The sequence below is a fragment of the Oceanispirochaeta sp. M1 genome, assembly GCF_003346715.1.
Taxonomy (GTDB): Bacteria; Spirochaetota; Spirochaetia; order DSM-2461; family DSM-2461; genus Oceanispirochaeta.
In genome coordinates this window covers 111120-130398 of record NZ_QQPQ01000006.1, presented here as the reverse complement: position 1 = coordinate 130398, position 19279 = coordinate 111120, and the positions used below count along the sequence as shown (strand labels likewise).

General features: G+C 45.3%; 14 protein-coding genes and 1 pseudogene. 7 read left to right on the top strand and 8 right to left on the bottom strand.

What is annotated here, in order from left to right; genetic code table 11:
- Positions 1–66 precede the first annotated feature (66 nt).
- On the bottom strand, positions 67–1467 hold the full coding sequence (locus DV872_RS05685) for an amidohydrolase family protein (RefSeq protein WP_114628887.1): 1401 nt from the start codon (positions 1465–1467) through the stop codon (positions 67–69).
- A gap of 284 nt (positions 1468–1751) precedes the next feature.
- Between DV872_RS05685 and DV872_RS05680 the strand changes: the two genes are divergently transcribed.
- The gene (locus DV872_RS05680) at positions 1752–2429 is read left to right on the top strand and encodes a Crp/Fnr family transcriptional regulator (protein ID WP_114628886.1); all 678 of its coding nucleotides are present in this window, start codon (positions 1752–1754) and stop codon (positions 2427–2429) included.
- A gap of 35 nt (positions 2430–2464) precedes the next feature.
- On the opposite strand, the gene DV872_RS05675 is transcribed toward DV872_RS05680, so the two are convergent.
- The 4 genes from DV872_RS05675 to DV872_RS05660 form a co-directional block, all read right to left on the bottom strand.
- Entirely contained in the window at positions 2465–3232 is a 768-nt protein-coding gene (locus DV872_RS05675) for a radical SAM protein (protein ID WP_114628885.1), read from the bottom strand.
- A 1-nt stretch (position 3233) separates the two neighbouring features.
- Positions 3234–4751 carry a YjjI family glycine radical enzyme gene (locus DV872_RS05670; RefSeq protein WP_114628884.1) on the bottom strand — a complete coding sequence of 506 codons (1518 nt, stop codon included), beginning with the start codon at positions 4749–4751 and terminating at the stop codon, positions 3234–3236.
- Positions 4752–4852: 101 nt separating this feature from the next.
- Positions 4853–5044: a fatty acid desaturase gene (locus DV872_RS05665; RefSeq protein WP_114628883.1), complete on the bottom strand. Its 192-nt coding sequence runs from the start codon at positions 5042–5044 to the stop codon at positions 4853–4855.
- Between the two features lie 2 nt (positions 5045–5046).
- On the bottom strand, positions 5047–5742 hold the full coding sequence (locus DV872_RS05660; protein WP_114628882.1) for a hypothetical protein: 696 nt from the start codon (positions 5740–5742) through the stop codon (positions 5047–5049).
- 456 nt (positions 5743–6198) lie between these two features.
- Between DV872_RS05660 and DV872_RS26495 the strand changes: the two genes are divergently transcribed.
- Positions 6199–6375: a hypothetical protein gene (locus DV872_RS26495; RefSeq protein ID WP_158546846.1), complete on the top strand. Its 177-nt coding sequence runs from the start codon at positions 6199–6201 to the stop codon at positions 6373–6375.
- Positions 6376–6470: 95 nt separating this feature from the next.
- On the opposite strand, the gene DV872_RS26490 is transcribed toward DV872_RS26495, so the two are convergent.
- Positions 6471–6644, bottom strand: a complete 174-nt coding sequence (locus DV872_RS26490) for a hypothetical protein (RefSeq protein WP_158546845.1) — start codon at positions 6642–6644, stop codon at positions 6471–6473.
- Between the two features lie 303 nt (positions 6645–6947).
- Between DV872_RS26490 and DV872_RS05650 the strand changes: the two genes are divergently transcribed.
- From DV872_RS05650 to DV872_RS05635, 3 genes and pseudogenes are all read left to right on the top strand, one after another.
- Positions 6948–8870, top strand: coding sequence for a flavocytochrome c (locus DV872_RS05650; RefSeq protein ID WP_114628880.1), 1923 nt, complete (start codon positions 6948–6950; stop codon positions 8868–8870).
- Between the two features lie 217 nt (positions 8871–9087).
- A pseudogene (locus DV872_RS26930) lies at positions 9088–9747 on the top strand (FAD/NAD(P)-binding oxidoreductase).
- Between the two features lie 11 nt (positions 9748–9758).
- Positions 9759–10106, top strand: coding sequence for a hypothetical protein (locus DV872_RS05635; protein ID WP_114628877.1), 348 nt, complete (start codon positions 9759–9761; stop codon positions 10104–10106).
- A 596-nt stretch (positions 10107–10702) separates the two neighbouring features.
- Here DV872_RS05635 and DV872_RS05630 read toward each other — a convergent pair.
- Together DV872_RS05630 and DV872_RS05625 are read right to left on the bottom strand one after the other, a co-directional pair.
- Positions 10703–12691 carry an FAD-dependent oxidoreductase gene (locus tag DV872_RS05630; RefSeq protein WP_114628876.1) on the bottom strand — a complete coding sequence of 663 codons (1989 nt, stop codon included), beginning with the start codon at positions 12689–12691 and terminating at the stop codon, positions 10703–10705.
- A 47-nt stretch (positions 12692–12738) separates the two neighbouring features.
- Positions 12739–15270: a CoA transferase gene (locus DV872_RS05625; RefSeq protein WP_114628875.1), complete on the bottom strand. Its 2532-nt coding sequence runs from the start codon at positions 15268–15270 to the stop codon at positions 12739–12741.
- Between the two features lie 182 nt (positions 15271–15452).
- On the opposite strand from DV872_RS05625, the gene DV872_RS05620 reads away from it, so the two are divergent.
- Both DV872_RS05620 and DV872_RS05615 read left to right on the top strand, forming a co-directional pair.
- Positions 15453–15890, top strand: coding sequence for a DUF6567 family protein (locus DV872_RS05620; RefSeq protein WP_370446651.1), 438 nt, complete (start codon positions 15453–15455; stop codon positions 15888–15890).
- Positions 15883–19275 (top strand): fibronectin type III domain-containing protein, encoded by a 3393-nt coding sequence (locus DV872_RS05615; RefSeq protein WP_114628873.1) that lies wholly within the window; start codon positions 15883–15885, stop codon positions 19273–19275. The genes DV872_RS05620 and DV872_RS05615 overlap by 8 nt, the downstream gene beginning before the upstream one ends.
- The last annotated feature ends 4 nt before the right edge of the window (positions 19276–19279 follow it).

The following is a 19279-nucleotide window of genomic DNA, read 5'->3' as shown; positions in this document are numbered from 1 at the left end:
ATCAATTTCCATCTAAAGCTTTCTATATTTTCAAATTACTTTTTTACATGCTTTTTTATTTGTCGTTTAAGATCTCCAATAGGGTCGTCTAGCACCCCATGGGGCATTAAGCAGACGAGTTGTCTCATCACCCGCATTATCAAGAAGTTCATCCAATGATTGCTGTGCAAAGACAAGCTCTTCTGACTCATTTATGGTCTTGACCTCTCCCTGTTCCATAACGACTTTTCCATCTATGATCGTGGTCTTGACGTCACTGCCATGAGCGCTATAAACAAGTTTTGCTACAATCCTGTTACTCAGGAGTAAATGAGGTTGCTGAAAATCAACTATGATTAGATCGGCTTTTTTACCAACCTCAATTGAACCTATTTGATCATCCATACCAAGTACTTCTGCACCCTTGATGGTTGCCATCTCCAGAGCCTGTTCCGCAGTCAATACATCAGCACTCTGATGTTTCTGTTTTTGCAGATATGCAGTCATTCGCATAAGCTCAAACATGTCGTATGTATAACTACCAGCTCCATCAGTACCGAGACCGACTTTCACTCCAGATTGAAGCATTTCTGCAACGGGTGCGATACCATATCCCAGCTGCGAATTCGCAACCGGACAGTGCACTGATCCTGTCTTTGAATCGGCTAATATTGAGATCTCTTCTGGTGTAAGCCATACAGTATGAATGAATACAGAATTTTCTCCTGTTATTCCTCTTGAGTGAGTAAACTCGACATCTCTCATACCATATCTGCTATAGCTGCAGGCCAGGATATCCTGCCAACCAGCGACATGTGTACACATTTGAATATTCAATTCGTCGGCAATTTTCTTGGACTCTATCAGCAACTCTTCCGAAGCGTCCTGGGTAGATCCAGCCCCTATGGCCACTGTAGTGTTCTTCTTATTATGCCATTGCTTATAGTAGTCTCTGAAGTCAATAACCAGATCATCTCTTGAATGGATCATAGTCATCTTATCTTCGTCCAACTCTTCTCCGGCGAAGGTCTTATCTAACAATCCGTATACCATTTTTGCCCGTATACCAGATTCATCCAATGCTTTTGTGGCCTCTCTAATATTCTGAAAATCTGTATGCATATACCAATGATCACAAATCGTCGTAGTGCCGGTCTTTATCATTTCCAGGGATGCCAATCGTGTACTACGGTATGAATGATCAGGTGACATCTGGGATACAATGGGAAATAGAAACCGCCAATTCCATGGTTCAAAATGCATATCATACCCAATACCCTCTATCAGAGCCTGATAGAGGTGTGTATGGCAATTCACAAACCCCGGCAGAACGACGCTGTTCTTTGCATCAATCACTTTTGATGCCGGCAAATCCTCACAACCAATGCCTACAATTATGCCGTCTTTTATATATATGTTATTTTTTTGAATGGTCCTTTTGGGATTCATCGTTACCAAGGTGCCGTTTTTAATCAGTAGATCTAGCAAAATCGCCTCCGAAAGTAGAACTTGATGACATTGCTGATACTTTTGCAATTACTGTGCCATCTTTAATTTTCTTTCGAAATAAAGATTTTTTATTTTAAAATACCATTCTGGGGGGGTAGAGATCTAATTTATGGCATTCAGTCATATTGTTGGGGATATTTTTATCAAGTTTTGGGCGGCATATATATCGTTATGAAAAAAAAGGATTATATAATTGTCATAATGGAAATAATTATTGCTCTTAATAAGGGAGTTTATAATTGTTATACTTTAGCAGGAGCATTATGAAAATCATCACAGACAAGGAACAACTCAAAGCAATCATCATCTCACTTAATCTGGAAAATATTTTTGGTACCTCTGAGCAAAATCACCTTCAGATACATCAGTTTGATGAAGGAGAACGATTCATAGAAGAAGGATCAGAAGTCAAATACCTTTATTTAGTTCTGGAGGGTGAAGCGCAGGTAGCCCCTTCTTCTGAATCAGGCACTCAGGTATTTCTGGAATATATTCTGCCCATGGATGTGGTGGGAGACATGGAGTATTTCTCATCAAGCCCCTATTTTCACAATGTTGTTGCCCTGACTCAATGCAAATATCTTGCCATTCCAGTAAGCCTGATTACCCGGCAGCTCGGTAGCAATATTCATTTCTACCGTTTTATATGTGAAAATATGGCCGGTTTAATGAAAAGAACATCTACCAGATTTTCCCGGTCTCTACTGTTTCCACTGAAAACCCGACTGGCAAAATTCATACTTGACCAATCAGATAAACAAGGGACAAAAAATATTCATATACATGTGGATCAAGTTGCCGACTACTTTGCTGTCACATCAAGGCATCTTAGACGGGTTCTTTCTGAACTGGAAAAAGAGGAAATCATTTCACGTACAAAGGCGCATATTAAACTACTTGATACAGAATCTCTTGAAGCCCTCAATGAAGAGATGGAATAAAGATGGTAATATGGCTGACACAATTCTCTGAAGCCCTACCCTATGGTAAGCACTTTCGCGATGCCCATAGATTTGGCATACTTTGCTAAGGCATCAAATTCACTGACCTTCGGTACTGTACCTTTTAGAAATTGTATCCGTTCTTTCGGCAGTCCTCTTACATGCATTCTGATCAGCTTAAGAGGTATTTCTGAATATGCTGACAGGGATTCGGCAATTCTTCTGACAACAGCTTTTTCATCATAAAGGCCTTTGATGTGAACGAGTCTTAGTTCTTCAATCCTGCCTTCAGTCAATAGATGTTCCAGGTTCAGCATATGCTCTTCTGTCTCAATGAATCTCTGTTGAAAGCCTTTGGCCCGATGATCGTTGTTAAGCAGCACATCTGTAAAACACAGTCTCTTAAGCCCTTCACCGATTCCTTTGACGTCATAGAGGAATTTATCCGTTTCTGCTATAAGAGATTGTATCTTTTGCCTGTCGAAAAAACCATTGGTATCCACATAACAAGTGAGACCAAGCTTATGAACATCCCGGAACAGTTCCGTGAGAAATTCATGGTAGATGGTCGCTTCTCCACCGGAAACAGTGATGCCCCTGATAAAAGGCATGTTTCCCTTGATGAGATCAAGCAGTTCCTGCACTGTATAGTTACGGATACCTTCTGCGGTCATGGGTATGGTCTCTGAATTATGACAGTACAGACAGTTTGCATTACATCCCTGAACAAAGATACTGGTCCGGTTACCGATCCCTTCCACATTAGAAAATGGGATGATTCGGTGTACAGGTAGAGTCAGCATATTATTGCCTTAATTTTCTGTCAAAGACCTGATTATTGTCATCTGTCCCCATACCGAAAACTGTTGTATCTCTGAGAACAACTTGATTCTTACGGAGTTTTTCTACTTCACTCTTTTTCACCAGGTACCCTGTAACACGAATTAGGTCAGTATTTTTCATATACGTAGTGATATATCTGTAGCCGCTGGAAAAGGCACCATCAATGATGTCCACAACTGCGTCAGGATGATCGACATAAGTCTGGTCAAAGGCAAAAAGGTCTCCCGTTCCGGAAGGAAAATACTGATGGAATGGCGCTGAATGTTTAAGATGGTCAATCAATATAGGTTCCTGACCGACTTTTACTCTGTGAGCAGGTGTGTTCATAGTATCCTCTTCATGAAGAGCTGCACCAACTTGAGCATGAAGCAGGTAATGACCGCCTGTTCTTTCAACATACTGACCTTTATGGCTGTTCACTAATTTTTCAAGCAGCTGCATGATCTGATGACCGATGATATCCCCACGGGCTGACTGACCGAATGTCTCATCAAGACCTTCGGCTATGAGCATGGCATTGACAGCATCTGCCAGGCCAATGATAGCAAACATAGCTGTAAAGTTATCTTTGTCGATGAAGCCTTCTTCCTGAAGGAAGCTTGATTCAAAGAAATTGGATTCTTCCACAATGAATTTGATTCTTTTGTCCATCATGGAGAGCATATGACCAGCAACTTCAGGAAGCAGTTCTTTCAACAAGACTTCCAGGGAAGCTGCGGCTCTTGCTATTGTGCCAAGACGTAAGCGTAATAATGTATAGGCGCCACCGGCAAAAGGTAGAGCATTGTAGCAGCTGCACAGCGCATGGTCACCCACATCTTTGTTATAAGAAACATCATTGGAAAATGAGGGCTTAGATACAAGAAGACATGATTTTGCAGCCAGTTCAGCAAAGCTTCTTGATGTTTTATCTTTGTCATAACGAATGGTCATATTAGGAGTGGGATTCTTCAGTTCCATGACAGCCTTCAGGATTAATTTTCCTGCAGTAGTTTCATAGGGACCGATATCTGCATGGCAGAATGAATCTGTGATGGTCTTGTCTATATGATTCAGAAATCTTTTAATCTTCACATAGTCTTCAGTTTCATCTCTCATGAAGGGTTCCATCAGACGATCCAGATGACCGATGAATACTGGAAATGACGTTATGGATGGGACATGAGTATAGAGAATCAATAAGCCATCGAGGCATTCATCCAGATCCTTTGGAGGGTCAATCTCAAGAAATTCACAGCCCTTTTCGATAAACACACCATAATCCGGTACAATATATCTCGGTCTGTAGAGAGCATAACCTTCATTCAGGTCACAGATCATCTGATTGTTCAGATAGCTCATCTCTTCTTCTGTATATCCAAGTAGCTCAATTGGGGAAAACAGTCTTTCACTTGTATTGCCAAGACCGATAAGTTTCTGCTGAACTGTCATATTCGGACTCTTTACGATGGACAGAACATCCTGTATTGTCGATTCCATAGCTACCTCTTTCTCATAAGCAATATACTTTTCTACGATGAATATACCTTGTTGAACCCATCTCTGCCGAGGACATATGTCCAAAAACCACCATTATTATCCTAATCAGGACAGGGCGCATCGAAATAATAGTCCGGCTCATACAGCTGACGTTTTTGAATCCGGATGATATCCTGATAGCTTTTTAGAAGATTCCCTCTTTTAGGCATGTCCTCTTCCAATGCCCTGCTCAGCTTTTTCAGATTATAAAAAGGCACCGCTGCATACATATGATGTTCAATGTGATAATTCATATTCAGTATAGGAATTCATACAGTGGATTCAGTTTAACGGATCTGCAGCATTTTCTCGAATCTGCAATATCCGCCTGTAATCCCGTATGTTGTGTCTTTGTCACCAGATAGCTGAGAATACTGCTGGATGCAATGGGGTATGTAATGAATAGCAATAACAGATAATTTCCCGATAGGACGATAAGGGATGCAATCAAAAGATGACCAATCACCAAAATACGATTCCAACGAATCAGTTCCTTCCTTTTGTCTACAGAATCTTCAGGAAAAATCATCTCTTCCCATTCACCCCTGATGATGCCAAAGGCTCTTCTTAAATAACTTATAAAAGTTCTATGTGTAAAATAATGACTGGTCCTGTAGAAAACATAATCAGACCAGGTAAGAAAAGAGACGACATTCATAAAGAAAAGGTTCAGTGCCTTTGTCTTGAAAACTGTACCATGGCTCATCTCATGAATGCCTGAACTTAGACCGAGAAAATTATAGACATTAGTAAAGACATAATATATTGGAATACTGAGATACAGAGGAAGCGTATGAAACGCTCTATAACTGATGGTTCCAAGGGCGATAGTCAAAAGTAGATGAGGTACGAGCTGAGCTAAAGCTTTTAGATCACTTCTTTTTGTCAATTCCTTGAACAGTTGTTTCTCAATTGGTGACTGGTACCAGGGCAATACCTTCTGTTCAGACATATTCACCTCCAATATTATTTGTGTATACACATTTAATATATGTTTACTATTATATATTGGAATTGATTCAGTTAAAAGGACACAATACTCAGAATTTGGATGGAATCAACAGATTTAGTTGAAGAAATATGTAGCAAAAATACTATTTCAAATATATTTACTAATAGATACTTCATTAATGGACAAATATAAAGGGGGGAGTTTAAGTGAGCGCTAAAGTTTATATAATTCTACAGCTAAACCATCCAGTTTTAGAACTGTTTTCATGGCTAAAAACAGGTTCCCCTACCCTTGATGGCTATCATTTGAGCCAAGATCTTAACAAATTTAAGTTGGATAAAAACTCATCCCATTGCTTTGGAAAGATCAATACACACGAATCTAAAGAGGGATTGAAAGCATGCGAAGCAGACGCCGGAGACTGCCCAGGGGGCATCTGAGGCGGCCGAAACAACAGTGGAGTGCTGGAAAGCCCGACCCCACACACAGCAAGAAGCAGAAGCCCAGTACACGGAAAAAACAACTCTCTGGGACTTGAAATACTTCGGATTTATGCAGAATAAAGCCTCCTGGATTGAAGAAGTTGCTGTAAATACCTCCAGAGCCAGCCGGGAAAACTGTGCTTCGTACTGATACTGTGGCCATCTTGAAATTTTCCGGAATATTGTCCCTGTAAATATTCAAAGAGTGTCTTTCCTTCCAATTCATCCCAAACCTGTTCAAAGGAATCATTCCTTGTCCGCCATGTATGGACCTTTTTCATCTGACTCGGTGGGGTTTGAGGACTCTAAATACTTTTTTGCTGTGTTTGTACACATTCCCGTTTTCACTGCCGCAATATAAACTGATTTTCCGCTGTTAACCATAGTTCTTAACTCTTTCACTTGTTTATCTGAAACCATGCATTCTGTACTCCTAAATTGTTGTAAGTACATGAAATAAAATCTTATTCATGACCTGTCGAACATTTTGGGAGCTTTATAGATTACAGCATAGATACTCTTTCACAATAACCCCTTATATCCTTACTATACAATACATTAACAATATGGAAATGTTTTTATCGATAAAAACATATTGACTAATATATTTAATCTGGTTACTCTCTTTTTGGAAAATTTATCATTTGAAATTCTTGTTGGAGCCTTTAAATTAATTTTGTCCATTCCAACAATTAAAATATTAAATAATAGTAAGGAAAAAAAATGAAAACAAAAAAAATTAAGTTTTTGTTGCTTGCAGTGGTATCAGCTTTTACTCTCATTGCATGTGGTCAATCTTCATCGGAAGTAAAATCCGCTCAAGCGGTTATCAGCCCCATGAAAGCCGGTGTCTATACTGAAACAGTAAAAGGTATTCACGAAGGTTTGGTTGTTGAAGTTACCTTGACAGAAAATGCAATTAAAGATGTAAAAATCATAAAGCACGCAGAAACTGACGGTGTTTCTGATGTTGCCCTGGAAAAGATGCCCTCAAAGATCGTAGAGGCACAGAGCGTTGCCGTAGATACCATCTCTGGTGCGACTTACACCAGTAAGGGTATTTTGTCAGCGGTATCAGCAGCAATTGAAGAAGCAGGCGGAAAGGTTGCTGAGTTCATGAATGTTGAAGCAGACACGGCTTCTGCCACTTCCGACCGACCCGTTCTTGGTTCTCCCAGCATTCCTAAAAAATGGGATATGAGCTATGATGTTGTTGTTGTTGGTGGAGGTTTTGCAGGTCTTGCGGCAACCCACAGTGCTCAAAACAGTGGTGCCGATACACTCTTGATTGAAAAGATGCCCTTTGTTGGTGGAAATTCACAGATCAATGGTGGTGTTTACGCTTCCTATACCAGCAATATTGCGGCTGATCTTCAGAAAGAACTCAACCTCGTCCCCGATACTGCAGAAAAGCATATCGAAGACGTAATGATGGGTGGAGACTACCAGAGTGATATAAAGCTTGTAAAAAACTTTGTATACGGTGGTCCCTTCTACTTCAACCTTCTTCTGGACAACGGTCTTAAGGTTCGTGAAACCCTGACCCGCCCCGGTGGTCACTACGGTTACAGAACCTATACCACCATCAACGGCGTAGGCCGTGATATAGTTAAGGTCCAGGTGAAGATGGTCAAGGAGTCCGGTGCAACCGTTATGGTTAGGACCAAGATGACTGAGATCTACCGTGACACCAAAGGTGAATGCCGGGTCGTGGGTATTCGTGTAGAAACCGAAGATGGTATTAAAAACATTGAGGCTAAAAAAGGTCTTATCATTACCACCGGAGGTTTTGCCGGGAATATTGAAATGCGTTCCAAGCATGTTCCTGCTCTTACCGATGCACTCCCCACCACTAATCACGTTGGTGCCACCGGAGAAGGTATCCAAATGGCTCAGGAAGTGGGAGCCAATACCCTGCACATGAGCTACATACAGCTCTATCCCTTTGCCAACCCCAATACCGGTGGCTTAGATGCCTATGCGGTTATCCCCTTCAGCGGTCCCAGCTCTGGTATCGTCTATGTTGACCGTTACGGAAAACGTTACGTCAACGAAGGCGAACGAAGGGATGTATGTTCCAAGGCTGCTCAGGACACTCAGGGATTCAGTACTTTCTCCATTTTTGATGAGAAGATCGTGAAGTTCGGCGGATTTATCGCCCCTTCTCAGCTGGCTAACGGCATCAAGAATGATCGTATCTACAAGGCTGATACTCTGGAAGAACTTGCTGCCATGATCAACGAAAGAACCTACCAGGGAGAAACCATCAACATGGATGGCAAGGATCTTGTTGAAACCATTCGTATCCACAACGGATATGTGAAAAACGGTTCTGATCCTGACTTCGGTAAAGTAATCGACAAGGGTGTCATGATGACCATTGATCAGGGACCCTTCTACGCCATTCCTCAGTGGCCTTCAGTCCACCACACCATGGGTGGTGTGGCCATTACTCCCAAGACAGAAGTACAGGATATCTGGGGTAATGTTATTCCCGGTCTGTACGCTGCCGGTGAAGTAGTTGGTGGAGTTCACGGTACCAACCGTCTCGGCTCTAACGCCATCCCCGATGCCGTTTCTCACGGATACATCTCCGGTCAGGTTTGTGCCTCCGGTACTGTTCCCGATTTTGTTCCTGCAAATTAAATAGTAGTGTAAAAGCACTTTTTGAGTCCCGGTTAGGATTTCTTAACCGGGACTCTTTTTTTCCTTTATTGTTACTATAAACCTGTAAGTTCTTCTGTTCCGCGAAACGCACACTACCCTTGTGGGGATTTTACCAAACACGGTTCAATCAAACGCAACGCCTATCTGTCATGAGAAGGATGAACCTATCTTTGTAACCAAGAATGGATACGGCGACATGGTTTTCATGAGCATGGAAACCTATGAGAGAAATATGGCCAGAGCATATCTGTTAAACAGAATCGCAGAGGGAGAGGTGGATATCAGAAAAGGAGATCTTCTCGAAGCAGGTTCGACATTGAAAAGTTTAAGGGAAGATATACGATCCGCGGATAATCTGGTTATTATCGGAGCTGGTTTTATCGGAGTGGAAGTCTGTGATGAATTGGTAGGCATAGCAGGCAATGTGACACTGATTGAAGAAATGGACTCCATTCTGCCTCTGGCCTTTGATCGAGAGATGGTCGGAATAATAGAAGAAAAACTGGTAGACCACGGTGTTAACGTTCAGAAATCTGCCATGGTTTCACGTATTGCCGGCAAGGATGGAAAGGTTTCGCATATTGAACTTGCAGACGGTTCAACGATCCCGGCAGATTAAGTTGTCCTTTCCATTGGATATAGGCCTAATACCAGGCTGGCCAAGGAGTCCGGGCTGCTTCTGGGATCAACCGGAGGAATCTGGACTGATGAATATATGAGAACATCCAAAGCTGATATTTTTGCTGTGGGTGATTGTATTGAACATAAGGATTTCTTTTCCCGAAAGCCCTCCCGTCTGATGCTGGCATCTACTGTGGCAGCAGAAGGCAGTGTGCCATATTCTCTTCCTCATTAAACGATATTTCCATGGGTGCCGCCGGACTCACGGAACAGCAGGCCGGAATGGAAGATTTTGATATTACAGTAGGTTTCAGTGAAGGTTTTGACCGTCATCCCAGTAAAATCAGTGATGCATCAGCAATCCGCATAAAAGCTGTTTTTTCAACAGAGAGCGGTGTTATCCTGGGTGCCCAGAGAATCGGGGGGAAATCTACAGTGGAGATGATCAATATTCTCGGTCTTGCCATTCAAAAATCCATGACAGCAACAGAACTGGCAATTATGCAGTATGAAACTCAACCTCTACTGACAAGCGGACCGGGAGTTTATCCCATAGTCCTTTCTGCAGAGGATGTTGAAAGAGGTTATACATAATAGCAGGCAGGATTAAATGACCGGTTTAACAACCGGTTTAACCCTGCCTGTTGAATCCGTCAGATTCCTCTTGCAGCAGGCTGCCTCATACCCCCGCAATGATTTTTTACAGTAGGTAATGATCTCCGCATTCTTATCTTCCGGCAGTTTGTCCAGATTATTCCGGCGCCATTAAGTTGCCATGGGAACCCTTTTAGATATATCTCCCATGGGCCAGTGCTGTTTATTCGGAAAGATCATCACAGATTTAGAAACTATCTTTCAAAGTAAACGCCCCCCCAGAAGAGGTGGTCGTTTACTGCTTATGACCCTATTGGGGCCCATTTTTATAATTATTATCCTTCTCCTCTTTTAGACCCAGCTTAACTATTCTAATAGCTTGTATGGAGCCTTATAGAGTTGTCAGGTTATAGGTTCATTGGTAGGTGTTATCAACTTTGGCATGCTGATTGCAATTCTATTAATCATTGTGCCTATATTGCTACTGTTCAATCAGCGTTTATCTAAGGCCACTAGTCCTGAGCTGAACGAGACCTAAAGGCTCATAAAAAAGATGAGACTGGACTTCCCCTGATTTATTCATGTTTTGCCAAGTCTTAAATAAACCGGGTAAGCTCATAGGCATCCCAGATGGCATTCATGATGTTTTTGGGGGCTCTGCAGTCTCCTATCCTGTAAGTGGGAATCCCTGATTTCTCCAGCTCATCAAATAGGTCGGAATTGGCTCTCATACCTATAGAAAAGGCTACCCTATCCCCCTGAATCTCTGTGATGCTCCCATCAGGGCAGACTACATGGACACCTTCTGCTGTGATTTGACTGACCTTAGTTCCCGTTAGAACTTCGACCTCCGACCGGGCTATGAGGTCCAGGGTCATCCGTCTCACCTGAAAGGGGACCTTGGCCCCTCCTGTCATGAGCTGCGGGCACATCTCTACCAGAACGGCCTCTTTTCCCATGTTATTCAACCAGAGGGCCGCCTCACAACCTGTGAGCCCTCCCCCGATGATTATGGTTCGTTTTCCCGGAACTCTTTTAGATTTTAAAAGATCCACAACCGTACACACAGACTCTCCCTCTGCTCCCCTGATGCCCGGAATAATAGGAGAGGCCCCTGTGGCCATAAGAATCACATCGGCTTTTTCATGCCCCGGAGTCTCTGCATTGACAATGCTTTCCATCTTAATGGCGATACCCATCTGCTCCAGCTCCCGTTTATACCAGCTTAAGAGGCGAACAAGGTCATTTTTAAAATCCGGTACCGCAGCCTGACGGGCAATGCCTCCCAGGACATCAGTTTTTTCATAAAGAGTCACCCGGTGTCCCCTGAGGGCAGCGACTCTGGCGGCTTCCATCCCGGCCACACCACCGCCGATGACCATGACATTCTTAGCTATGTCTGCACGCTGCAGCCGGTAGGCACTCTCCCTTCCAGAGGCTGGATTGACGGCGCAGGAGATACTCTTAAAGCGGGAATAGGCCTCAAAACAGCCTTCATAACAGCCGATACAGGGTTTGATATCCCCAGGGTCACCGTACTTGAGCTTATTGGCCCAGAGGGGATCCGCCAGGAGTCCCCGGCCTATGGCAACGATATCTGCACAGCCCTCTTCAACAGTCTTTTGAGCAATCTCAGCATCATCCAGGCGTCCTACAGCAATCACAGGAATGGAGACCACCTCTTTGGTCCTCTTTGCCATGTCCACCATACAGCCATGTTTTTGATAGATGGGAGGATGGGGCCAGTAGTGACTCTCATAACAGCCTGCATCTACATGAAGGGCATCAAATCCGGCTTCTTCCAGTTTTTGAGCCATCTGTCGCCCCTCTTCAATATCCCGTCCGACTTCTTCATATTTTTCACCAGGGAGGGCACCCTGATCAGGACTCTTCAAGTAATGCTTGAGTCCGAAACGGTAAATAACGGCCAGACTGTCTCCGCTGTTTTTCCGTATCTCCTGAAGACACTCTATGGGAAATCGCAATCTGTTGTCTAAAGATCCCCCATAGTGGTCTTTCCGTTTGTTCCAGAGAGAAGAGGAAAACTCATCCAGGAGATATCCCTCATGACCATGAAGTTCGATGCCATCGACTCCGGCCAGTGCCAGCAGGCGGGCACTCTCCCCCATGGCCTTGACGATTTCTCCGATTTCTTCGACAGACAGGGGTTTGCAGAGAATAGAAGTATCCCAGAAGTTGGTATTTTCGGAGGGTGATCGGCAGGGTCCCCTGAGGACAGAGGGAGATGTAACCCGACCAAATCCGGCACTGAGCTGGACAAAAACTTTGCATCCCAAACTATGAGCGGCATCACAGAGTTCTCCCAGGTAGTTCAGGGAGGCTTCCTGAATCATGGGAGTACTGTCCTCCAGTTGTTCCACCCGGTTCTCCACCTTGAAAACAGAGCAGATAAGCATACCCACACCACCACGGGCTCTCTCCAGATAATAATCCACCACACGCCGGTTGAGTGTTCCATCGGGTTCTGTCATATACTCAACCCCCATGGGGGCCATGGCGATGCGGTTTTTAAGCCTGACATTTCCTATCATCTGAGCCTGGAAAAGTACCTTGGAATCACTCACTGCAATAATCTCCTGTTTTTATGTCGCTATATGTCGCTATATAATAATTAATCCGGAAGATACTGATCACTCCAGCTCTCAGAGACCACTCCCTCTTCAAAGAGCCTTTGAGTCTCTTCCGGGGAATAACCTAAATCCTTTAAAACAGTCCTGGTCTTTGTCCCGATCTTTTCGGCCGGTGTGGGGGTAAGCAGGCTGGCATATTGAGGACGTATGGAACAGGGAGAGAAAATATCTATCCTGTGACCACTGGGATGATTTTTATGACTTGTAAACTGAAAAGTGGACTCCCTCGTCCAGCTGTTATTGGATTCAGTATCATAATCGCTGCCGTTCTTCTCACGCAGCAGAGACAGAGACTCAAGAGCGGCGGCCCCCATATCTGCAGATGTAAATCTTTTTATCCAGTGGTCCATGCCCTTACCGGCAAAACAGGATTCAAGAAATTGTTCCAGCTTATTTCCTGCCAGATCACCACAGCCTTTTAATCCTTCTATATCCTCAAGATCCCGGGCTGTCTTACCAGGGGCTGCCAGAAAAAACCACCCATCTGATGCCTGATAACAGCGGTAGAACGGTCCATCCCCTTTGGCCTCGGGACCACCGGGCTCATCAAAGGGTGCCCTTCCCTCATAATCATAGCAGAAGGGTGCCTGCAGGAGTTGGCCGCAGGCGATGAGAGATGTTCTTGCCACATCTGCAACTCCCGTCTTTTTTCTTTTATAGAGGGCTGTTGTGACGGCAAAAGCCCCTGCAAAGCCTGTGAGAACATCGATGGTTCCCAGGTGTGCATGTTCCTCGGGAGACTGGATAGACCCTCCGAAACGGGACATTATCCCCGTTGAGGCCTGAACCAGATCATCGTAACCCAGGTCTCCACTGCGAGGCCCCTCTTTTGGCCCTCCCCAGCAGTCCAGCTGAAGTAGAATGAGCTGGGGATTGACAGCCTTAAGGGAATCTGGATCTATTCCCAGGGATTTCAGCTGCCTGTCTATACCGTTAAAGGTAATCACATCGGCCCATTGTAAGAGTCTGTGGAGAAGAACCTTTCCGTCCTCATTCCTGATGTCGGCGAGGATGCTTTTTTTGCCCTGGAGAACCTGAAATCCGATGATAATGGAGTTCCAGGGATCAAATGTGGGTTTAATGGGATCCAGTTTGATCACATCAGCCCCAAAACGGGCCAGAGTATGACCCGCCACAGGTCCGGCTATGACATTTGTCATATCAAGAACCTTTACTCCCTGGAGCCAGCATCTGTCATCTGTAAAAGAGACTGTTCCGGCCTTTTTTTCTTCCTTTCTGTTCTTCTCTGATTTTTCCTGAAGAGAAGCTAATATCTGTTCACGATCTCCGTCCAGAGGAGGTGCCGGAGAAGGAGTTCCTGCCAGATCTGCAGAGCTGCTCAGCCAGGCCACGGGACCTGCCTGACGCTTTAAGCCATGGATAGGATCATTCACTTCATGGATAACACCCACAGAGTAAGGATGTTCGCTGTTCATCCACTCCTGTGTTTTTCTGTGAACAGAAATCGGCACTCCTGCCTTACTCAAAAAGGCTTCCCATTCAAAACTGGTTTTTTCGAGGAAGATCTCCTTCATCCTTTTTGAAACAATATCGCTCCACTTCTTATTCAGGGGATAGAGTCCCAGAGGGCTCTCCACCCCTGCAGGCCACCGGCTTATAGGCAGATACCAGTCATCCAGTTCCGTCAGTCCCGCCTCTCTCATTTCTTCATACAAACCCATGGCTTTCAGAGTCTTATGACAGTGGCTGACATGACAGGTTGCCACAAGATAGATAGGACGGCCGTCTTTACAGAAGTAAGATCGGTAGAAGGGGTCCATATACTCCTGGATTTCATCATAGGACATGTCCAGAGGCTGCCCTGCCGTTCCCCTTCGTTTTATTTCATGTTCCCTCAGGGAGAGATACCTCTCGGGACAATCTTCAATATACATGGAGTTAAAAACAAGCCCTTCCATAAGTGCCGCGGCAATAGGAACCTCAATCCAGTCACCATGACCGCTCTCTTCCCGGGCCAGCAGGGCTGCCGAAATTGAAGTTGCGGCCAGGAGGGCCGCATAGGCTGATGCCAGAGTCAAGGGTGAGAAGGAGGGATTAACCCCCATGAGGACTCGGTTTAGACCCATATCGGTAAACTGACCGCTGGCCGCCGCGATAATCCCCTCCCAGGCCTGGAGATGAGCCCTCTCTTTATCATGCCTGGCAAAACCCGGCAGAGAAGAGTAGATGAGACGAGGATTTATATTATGAGCCTCCCGGGCTCCCAGATGAAGGCGATCCATCACTCCCGGCCTGAAATTTTCGATAAGCACATCTGATGTAGCAATGAGGTCTCCGGCGATTGCCAGATCCTCAGCATTTTTCAGGTCCAGAACGATACTCTTTTTCCGCCTGTTCAGGCTGTCCATGGCGGGAGAGTCCCATCGGGGGCCTCCGGGAGGGTCGATTCTAATGACCTCAGCCCCCTGATCTGCCAGAATGGCTGCCGCCGCCGGCCCTGCCACATACTGTCCGAAATCGAGTACCCGTATATTTTCCAATGGGTTTGCCATTAATGTCTCCTGAGATATAAAAGGAATAAAATGAAGAGAAAGTTTAACATAAATGATATGGGAAAGTAACTATCCGTACACTCTGATTTGAGAATCCAATAAACAATTGTAAACATCCGCTTGACAGTTTTTTTCATCAATACTAATTTCATATATAGCAATCTTTTCTGCAAAACAAGCATTTGAGCCTTTTTGGGTTAGATTTGAATGGAATTGCAGCAACATGGAGCATAAATTTGAAGCCGCAATATCATATTCTTCCTATAATCATTCTGATAATATCTCTGACCTCATGCGCCTCTATGGGAAAAAAAAGGGGAGAGGATAACGGTCAGCACTATATTCCAGTTGCGGAAAAAAAAATAACGGTAATCGGTACTGTCAGACAGGAGATCAACAGCTACAGTATCCTGGGATTTCCTCCCGGGCTGGACAAGACTTATGCTGTCCTTTCGTGGGGCGGAAATGCCTATGACAAACTTCTTGAGAAGGCCATATTGATGGGTGCCCATGACGTAATCAACATAACTACTGATTTTGAGGATATCTCACTTTTCTTTCTCTTTAATCGCCGTCGTTTTATCGTGAACGGTCTGGCTATAAGGTATGTTGATGACTAAAAATAGATCTTTCCTCATTCTGTTGATAATCTCACTTTATGCAATCTCATTTTTTACAATCTCCTGTGAAATGATGGCTCCCCTGGATGACAAACTACTGATGTCACCGGACAACAAGCCGGCGCAGCCGGAAACGGTAGCCAATGTATTGACTCCCTGGGGAGCTCCCCAGGAACTGACAGCCCTTTCGGGCAGGACCGACAGAATAGAATTGGAGTGGAATCCTGTTCTGGGTGCCGATTATTATCTTATTTCCTACACCCAGGATCCCTTTGCTGATTTCAATACACCACTGGATGAGCTCAAACAGGAAGCCGATCTCAGCAGAAAAGTCTCATGGCGGCTGTCAGGGACCGAGGCCAATACACTCAAACCCGGCAGCGTATACTACTTCCGAATCAGGGCGGTCAACAGCGCAGGTACTGTCAGTGATTTCAGCTCTGTTGTCAGCGGTGGACTTATGGATATACCCCGAATTGCCGAACCGATTCTGGAACCGGGAAAAGTAACACTACGCTGGACCTTACCCAACCTGTCAGTTGATGGAGTGAGCTATAATCCTGTTTTTACCGTCTTCAGGAAGAGGGGAAATGAATCCTATGCAATAGTTTCATCCCCGGAGAATATTTCCGTAAATGGTCCCACATGGTCATTGATCCAGAAGGGAATCGATCCCAAAACGGCTTATACATATAAAATTCTGGTAGAGGTGGAAGGAAGCGATCAGTCTCTTGAAAGTACGGCCTTTGAAGTGGTGACATTGGATCAGTCTTATCCTGATCCGGTCATCAATCTGAGAGCTTCACAAGGAAACTTTGCCGAATTGATAACAGTGAATTGGACTGCCCCGACAGAACTTGCCGGTTATGAGGGCATCCCTGTTGTCTATACCCTCAGCCGGCAGTCAGGGGACAGTGCTTCCGAAGTTCTGACAGAAAAAACTGCCGGACTGACCAGCTGGTCCGATACCACTGGCGTGGCAAACAGAGATTATATCTATTCACTTACCCCCTTCTATGCTCATGACCAGGATGGAATTACGGTCTATTCATCGCCGGGAGAAACCATGGCAACCACCGGATACCGTCTCTGGGAACCTGTAGGACTGACTGTCAGGGCAGACAAAGGAGCTGCTCTTGTGACCTGGATCTACCCGAGTGAAAAGGCTCTGGATGTCAGCTTCCGGCTCTATAGAGTGGAAGACTTGATCGACGGAGCAGAAGAAATGTTAGCAGATGGTCTGGCTGAGCCCTTTTTCAGGGATGAGACACTATCTCCCCTGACCTCCTACCATTACCGTGTGGCCGCGGTTAATAAGGATGGTGAGGAGGAGTTGTCAGCCTGGAAATGGACAAATGAGTCTTTCCGTTTCACTCCGGGTATGGATGATACGATCCGTAATCTGACGGTCTCCGAAGGTCTTGCCGACACTATAACCCTGAACTGGAAGGGTATGGAAAACATAAAATACAATATCTACAGGAATGACAGCGGTTACGGTTATAGCGCCGCAGATCTTCTCGTCTCCGACCTGGTAGTGGATGGTGAAGGAAATGTCTCATATAGCGAGGAGGGACTGGCAGCAGGAACTGTTCTGTATTATCGGGTCGAAAGTGATATGGATGGGCAGAAGAATATGAGCGACAGTCTCCGGGGGTTCACACTGGCATTGCCTGGGGGACTGAGAGCATCTCAGGGACTTTATACAGACAGGATTATTCTGAACTGGAATGAAACAGAGGAAGCCAGCTCGTACCGCCTGCTCTACCGGAAAGCCGGAAGCGCTGATGATTTTATCGCAGCATCCCCATTTACTCCGGAAGATATGAAGAATCCTTCACTGGAATTTACACCTCCCGGAAATGGAGAGGCCTCCTTACGGGGCATTCTGTGGGAACTGACACTTAAGGCTCTGAAAGAGAGTGATGGACAGCCGACAGTCGAAACAGCAGCCGCCAGTTCAGTGACGGGATGCACACTTGGTCCAGCCCTGATCGGCCTTCAGGCCTCACGGGCAGAATACAAGGACAAGGTTGTTTTGAGATGGAATGATGTCAGGGGTGCGGAGTTCTATGATATATACCGTAACACGGAGGACAATCCCCTGACCGCCCAAAGAATTCTTCAGGGAATCAGAGGCAACACAGCAGAGGATATGGACACTGCTTATCTTATCGGCGGAAGGGAGTCCTATTATTTTATCCGTCCTCTGAAATCAGGGGTAACATCCAACATTCTTTCGACTGCTCAATCCGCTTATGCCCTGAGTCCTCCGGCCGGTTGCAGGGCCTCCCAGGGAAGCTCGGCTACAGGCATAACACTCAGCTGGGATGAGGCACCGGGATCTGCCTCCTACAATGTCTACCGCCAGACAGGAAGTTCCTGGCTTAAAGTCGGTTCCAACATAAGAACCCTCTCATGGAACTATCCTCTTAGCGATCAGGACCTGAATCTCGGGAATGTATTTTCCTCCTTCATGGTTCGTTCTGTCGGGACAGGAGGCCTGGAGAGTCTCGAACCGGCGGAAGTAACAACAGGATATGCCCTCTCCCGACCAGTAGCTGTTTCAGCCTCCAAGGGTGATACTAGCCTCCTTCAGAACGGTAGATTCTATACCCGAGTTTTCTGGCCCGCTGTAGTAGGTGCGGAAAGCTACAGGATTCAAAGGCGGGACGATCGTTCGGGAGACTGGCAAGATGCGGGCATCGTGGAAGCAGGAAGGGGTGATGTTGTTGAATTCAGAGACCCGGATGCATTGATTCTGAGAAACTATGAACAGAAATACCGTGTCCTGACTCGCCGTGACAATGTTACAACAGAGTGGAGCGACGAAACTTCGGGATACCGTCAGGTCTCTCCCGAGGAATTTCTGAATATGGTGAATTTCGCCCTTCACCTTTCCATGAAAAAGTTCTTCTACTCATCCGGTTCGCCCGGGGGAGATCTAATTTCCGAATCAAGGGCCGGTGATACTGCCGGAACCTATACCCACGGCATTGACCGGGATGGGTTCTTCAGCAGCAATTACAGGCGATATTACAGTTACAAGGGTTACCGTGATACCTTCCTGATCCTGGATGGTTCGTTTATGAAGGACAACGGGGGCGGTGTATCCGGCAATTCCCGCAGCGGTGACTACAAACACGGCTCATCAGATACTTCGATGCTGACCATAAGAAGCTCAGCGGGAGCAGGACTATACAGTGGAACCATCCGTTTTGAAAATGTCAGTGTTTCAAATAACGACGAAAACAATCCCAACTGGGACGGAGGCTCTTATACTGTCATCTACAACGGACAGACTGTCAACTTTGACCGGAACTCAGCAGTCCCGATTTCCTATTTCATGGATGAGTCTGTGCTGATAGGCAAACTGGGCTTCTAGGAGA